Below are 4,937 nucleotides of genomic sequence, written 5' to 3' on the forward strand. Positions count from 1 at the left end.
CTGCCGTACAGCGCGCGGACGGTGAAGGTGGCCTTCTTGCCGTCGGCGAAGGCGAGTTCGGTCCTGGAGCCGACCTCGAGATTCTGCTTGCCGGCCTCCTCGCGGGTGAGGGCGATGCCGTCGGTGCCGAGGCCGTTCAGCGATCCTTCGACCCTGCCCAGGTCGAAGGAGTCGGCGAAGGGGGCCGGGTCGGTGACGGTCAGGGCGCGTCCCTGTCCGTCGACCTCCGCCGCACCCCTGCCCAGACCGACCGCGGTGCCGACCTCCGGCTGCCCGGCGAGCGCGGGAGCCAGCTTGGGGCTGAGTCCGCTGCCGCCCGCGCCGAAGCCGGGGGTGCTGATGGCCAGGTCACCGGCGAAGGAGCGGTTCACCGTCTGGTCCATGGTCGCCTTCAGCGAAGCGCCGAAGACCGTGAAGAGCGAGACGACGGCGACGCCGATCATCAGGGCGCTCGCGGTGGCGGCGGTCCGCTTGGGGCTGCGCAGGGCGTTGCGCCGGGCGAGCCCGCCCGTGACGCCGCGCAGCCGGTCGAGGGGCCCGCCGAGAATGCGTACCGCCCGTGCGGACGCGACGGGCCCGAGCACGACGAACGCGGCGAGGGCGAGGACCGCCCCGGACCCGGCCAGCCATACGGACGGGCTGACGAGGACGCCGGTCAGCGAGAGGCCGACCGCGGTCAGCGCGAGGACCGTGCCCGCCACGGCGCGTGCGCGTGATGCCCCGGAGTGGTCGACCGCCGTCTCGCGCAGCGCGGCGAGCGGCGCGGTGCGCCCGGCGCGGACGGCGGGCAGCACGGCCGAGCCGAGGCAGACCGCGATGCCGACGGCGAGCGGCAGCAGCATCGACAGGGCGCTGATCACCAAGTCGCCCTCGGGGAAGGGGAATCCGATGGCCGGGAAGAGTGCCTGGAGCCCGGCCGCGATCCCGATGCCGCCCGCGAGACCGGCGGCGGACGCCACCACGGCGACCACGCTCGCCTCGATGAGGGTGGACGCGGTGACCTGCCTGCGGGAGGCGCCGAGCGCGCGCAGGAGGGCGTTCTCGCGGGTGCGCTGGGCGACGACGATCGCGAAGGTGTTGTGGATGCTGAAGGTCGCGACGAGCAGGGCGATCCCGGAGAAGACGAGCAGGAAACTGGTGAAGAGCGTCAGGAACTGCCCGGAGACGTTCTCGGTGTTCTCCGCGGCCGAGGCCTCGCCGGTGATCGCCTCAACTCCCTCGGGGAGCAGGGGGTTCAGTGTGTCGACGAGTTCCTGTTCGCTCGTGCCGGGGCCGGCCCGCACCTGGATGGACGCGGCCTCGCCGGGCTTGGGCGTGAGGTACTTCTGCGCGTCGGCCAGTGTCATGCCGGTGAAGGTGGTCTGCGCCATGCCGTCCTCGCCGCCGAAGGTCGCGAGGCCCACGATCGTCACCTTGACGGGGTCGGGGGTGCGCAGCGTCGTCGTGTCGCCGATCTTCAGGTCGCCGGCTTCGGCGGCGCCCCGGTTGACGACGACTTCGCCGGAGGCGGCGGGGGCGCGGCCTTCGGCCAGCCGGTAGGCGTTCAGCTCGCCGTCGTCGATCCAGTTGCCGGCGAGGGTGGGCGGGCCTTCGCCGCCGATGGGCTTCCTGTCCTTGCCCAGGAGCTGGCCGGCGCCCTGGACGGCGGGTGCGGCGGCGGCCACCCCGTCGGTCTGCTCGATCTTCTCGACGAGCGCGGTCTTGACGGGCCGCCGGGTGCCCTGGCTGTCGTCGGGCGTGGTGATGGTGCTGGCGCTGCGGACGACGGCGTCGGTGCCGCGCGTGGCGTTGCCGAACATCGTGTCGAAGCTGCCGCGCAGGGTGTCGCCCATGACGAGCGTGCCCGCCAGGAAGGCGACACCGAGCATGACCGCGAGGAAGGTACCGGCGAAGCGCCGCTTGTGGCCGCGCAGCGAGGCGAGGCTGATGCGCGCGGACGTGCCGAGGGAACTCATGACGGCGCCCCCTCGCCGTCGGGGGTGGTGACACCCGATCCGGTGGGGCCGGAAGCGGCCGTGGTCTTCGTGTCGAAGGCCTTGAGCCGGTCGAGGACCTTGTCGGCGGTCGGGTCCGTCATCCTGTCCACGAGGCGGCCGTCGGCCAGGAAGACGACCTCGTCGGCGTGCGCGGCGGCCACCGGATCGTGGGTGACCATGACGACGGTGCGGTCCATCTGGCGCACCGCGCGGCCGAGCAGACGCAAGACCTCCTCGCCGGAGCGCGAGTCGAGGTTGCCGGTCGGTTCGTCGGCGAAGACGACGTCGGGGCGCCCCGCGAACGCCCGTGCCACGGCCACGCGTTGCTGCTGTCCGCCGGAGAGTTCGGCGGGCCGGTGGTGGAGTCGGTCGCGCAGCCCCACCACGTCGATGAGGGCGTCGGTCCACTCCGCCGACGCACGGTCACCGCCCTTTCCCGCGAGGTCCATCGGGAGCGTGATGTTCTCGGCCACGGTCAGCGTCGGCACCAGGTTGAAGGCCTGGAAGACGAAGCCGATCCGGTCGCGGCGCAGCAGCGTGAGGCGGCGGTCGTCGAGCGCGCCCAGCTCGGTGCCGCCGATGTGGGCGGTACCCGAGGTGAGCGTGTCCAGGCCCGCGGCGCAGTGCATCAGGGTGGACTTGCCCGAGCCCGACGGGCCCATGATCGCGGTGAAGCGTCCGGCGGGAAAGCCGACGCTCACCCCGTCCAGGGCCCGTACGGCGGTGTCGCCGCTGCCGTAGACCTTGACGGCCCCGGTGACGCGGGCGGCGTCCAGGGTGGTGGTGCCGGTGCCGGGGCCGGGGTGTCCGGTCGCGGTGGTCATGCCGCACCGCCCTTGGGGGTGCGGCCGAACTCCTCGTTCAGGACGGACAGACGCCGCCAGTACTCGTCCTCGTCGATCTCGCCGGCGGCGAAACGGCGGCCGAGCACGGCGATGGGCGACTTCTCGTCGATGCGTACGTGGTGCTCGGTGCCGTCCCGCTGCCACGGAGCGCGGCGGCCGCGCCAGACGGTGCGGCGCAGGAGGGTGATGCCGACGATCACGACGGCCGCCCAGATGAGCGGGAAGAACAGGATCCACGGGCCGGGCCCGCCGTCGAAGTGAGCCAGGGTGTTCATGGTGTCCATCTCCTCGGAGGTCTGCCGACGGTGCGGCTTGTGCGATGGTTCGAGGCTCGCGCTCCGAGGGGGTCCGAGTCGTCGTACGGCCAGCGGCAGTGCGTGTACCACTGCGGGAGTACGCGGGGGTTGCGGGGCTGCTCCCGGACGTCTGTACCTACCAGTAGGTCTGGAATTCCGGTACGCCTGGAATTCCGGTACGCCTGGAATTCTGTACCTACTAGTATGTACAGTGTGCTCATGAGCACCCCGGAGCGTCTGATCGAGTCCACCCGCGAACTGCTGTGGGAGCGCGGCTATGTCGGCACGAGCCCCAAGGCGATCCAGCAGCACGCGGGCGCGGGCCAGGGCAGCATGTACCACCACTTCGCCGGAAAGCCGGACCTCGCGCTCGCCGCGATCCGGCGCACCGCCGAGGAGATGCGCGCCACCGCCGAGGCCGTTCTGGGCGGCACGGGATCGGCGTACGAACGCATCGAGGCGTATCTGCTGCGCGAGCGCGACGTGCTGCGGGGCTGCCCGGTCGGGCGGCTGACGATGGACCCGGACGTCGTCGCGAGCGACGAGTTGCGCGCGCCCGTCACCGAGACGCTCGACTGGCTGCGGGAGCGCATCGCCGGGATCGTCGAAGAGGGCCAGGAGCGCGGCGAGTTCGCGCCCGCGCTCGACGCCGGGGCGATCGCGGCGACGGTCGTCGCGACGGTCCAGGGCGGCTATGTGCTGGCCCGCGCGTCGGGTTCTCCCGCGGCTTTCGACACCGGCGTGCAAGGGCTGCTCGCCCTGCTCTTCGCCGCCACCACCCCTTCTCCGTAAAGGACTTGAGGAACCGTGCACATCACCCGTAACCGCCCCGAGAGCCAGACGGGTCCCGCCGAGAACTTCACGGGCACGGTGTGGCTGGAGGAAGTCGCCGCGCCGCCGTCCCCCTCCCGGCTGCGGATGTTCAACGTCCACTTCGCCCCCGGAGCGCACACCGCATGGCACCGTCACCCGCACGGCCAGGTCCTGCACGTACTGGCGGGCGAGGGTCTGGTGCAGCGCAGGGGCGGTGAGGCGCAGACGATCCGGGCGGGCGACACCGTCTGGATCGAGCCGGACGAATGGCACTGGCACGGCGCCGCGCCCCGCACCTTCATGACGCATCTGGCGGTCGTCGAGGCGGCGGACGACGGCACGACCACGCACTGGGACGCGCACGTGGGCGCGGACGAGTACCCGGCGGCGGACGAGCCGCCGGTGGCTGACAGGAACCCGTTGACCTGAACGCGAGGAGCGAGCGAACCACCATGCACGCGATGCAGTACGAGATCACGCTTCCGGCCGACTACGACATGGGCATCATCCGCGAGCGGGTGGCCGCCAAGGGCCACCTCCTCGACGACTTCCCGGGCCTGGGCGCCAAGGCGTATCTGATCCGGGAGCGCGGTGTGGACGACTCCCCCGTGAACCAGTACGCGCCGTTCTACCTCTGGAACACCCCCGAGGGCATGAACTCCTTCCTCTGGGGCCCCGGATTCCAGGGCATCGTCGACGACTTCGGCCGCCCGGAGGTGCAGCACTGGACCGGCCTGGCCTTCGCGGAAGGGTCAGCGGGCTCTGCCGCGAAGTCCGCGGTACGACGCCGCAGCCGTATCCCGGCCCGGACTCACTTGGGCGGCATGGCGGAAGAGCTCGCGCAGGAGGCAGGCAGGCTGGCCCGACAGGAGGGGGCGATCTACGCGGCGACGGCCGTCGACCCCCGCACCTGGGAGGTACTGCAGTTCTCCGTCTGGGACCACACTCCCCCCAAGGCTGCGGGAGATGTGTTCCAGGTGCTGCACCTGTCCGCTCCGGAGCGAGGC

At 71.9% G+C, this 4,937-nt stretch carries 6 protein-coding genes; 3 read left to right on the top strand and 3 right to left on the bottom strand.

The genetic code is table 11. The annotated features are described in order from the left end of the window. The 3 genes from ACQKIP_RS39455 to ACQKIP_RS39465 all read right to left on the bottom strand — a co-directional run. A partial coding sequence (locus tag ACQKIP_RS39455) for an ABC transporter permease (protein ID WP_427745260.1) occupies positions 1-1,955 on the bottom strand: 1,955 nt, incomplete at its 3' end. Next, positions 1,952-2,800 carry an ABC transporter ATP-binding protein gene (locus ACQKIP_RS39460; protein WP_365859796.1) on the bottom strand — a complete coding sequence of 283 codons (849 nt, stop codon included), beginning with the start codon at positions 2,798-2,800 and terminating at the stop codon, positions 1,952-1,954. The genes ACQKIP_RS39460 and ACQKIP_RS39455, both read right to left, overlap by 4 nt. Next, positions 2,797-3,096 (bottom strand): SHOCT domain-containing protein, encoded by a 300-nt coding sequence (locus tag ACQKIP_RS39465; protein ID WP_365859797.1) that lies wholly within the window; start codon positions 3,094-3,096, stop codon positions 2,797-2,799. Before ACQKIP_RS39465 ends, ACQKIP_RS39460 begins: the two co-directional genes overlap by 4 nt. A 240-nt stretch (positions 3,097-3,336) precedes the next feature. Here ACQKIP_RS39465 and ACQKIP_RS39470 point away from each other — a divergent pair, with 240 nt between their 5' ends. The 3 genes from ACQKIP_RS39470 to ACQKIP_RS39480 all read left to right on the top strand — a co-directional run. After that, a complete protein-coding gene (locus tag ACQKIP_RS39470) occupies positions 3,337-3,909 on the top strand; it encodes a TetR/AcrR family transcriptional regulator (protein ID WP_365859798.1) in 573 nt (190 codons plus the stop codon). 15 nt (positions 3,910-3,924) lie between these two features. After that, positions 3,925-4,359: a (R)-mandelonitrile lyase gene (locus ACQKIP_RS39475; protein ID WP_365859799.1), complete on the top strand. Its 435-nt coding sequence runs from the start codon at positions 3,925-3,927 to the stop codon at positions 4,357-4,359. A 23-nt stretch (positions 4,360-4,382) separates the two neighbouring features. Continuing rightward, the coding region (locus ACQKIP_RS39480) for a DUF4865 family protein (protein WP_427745261.1) at positions 4,383-4,937 on the top strand (555 nt) is incomplete at its 3' end.

Source organism: Streptomyces sp. NPDC059900 (assembly GCF_050270335.1).
Lineage (GTDB): Bacteria > Actinomycetota > Actinomycetes > Streptomycetales > Streptomycetaceae > Streptomyces.

Excerpts from the sequence above, each read along its gene's own strand:
- ACQKIP_RS39465 (WP_365859797.1), bottom strand. The coding sequence starts at position 3,096 with ATGAACACCCTGGCTCACTTCGACGGCGGGCCCGGCCCGTGGATCCTG.
- ACQKIP_RS39460 (WP_365859796.1), bottom strand. The coding sequence starts at position 2,800 with ATGACCACCGCGACCGGACACCCCGGCCCCGGCACCGGCACCACCACC.
- ACQKIP_RS39470 (WP_365859798.1), top strand. The coding sequence starts at position 3,337 with ATGAGCACCCCGGAGCGTCTGATCGAGTCCACCCGCGAACTGCTGTGG.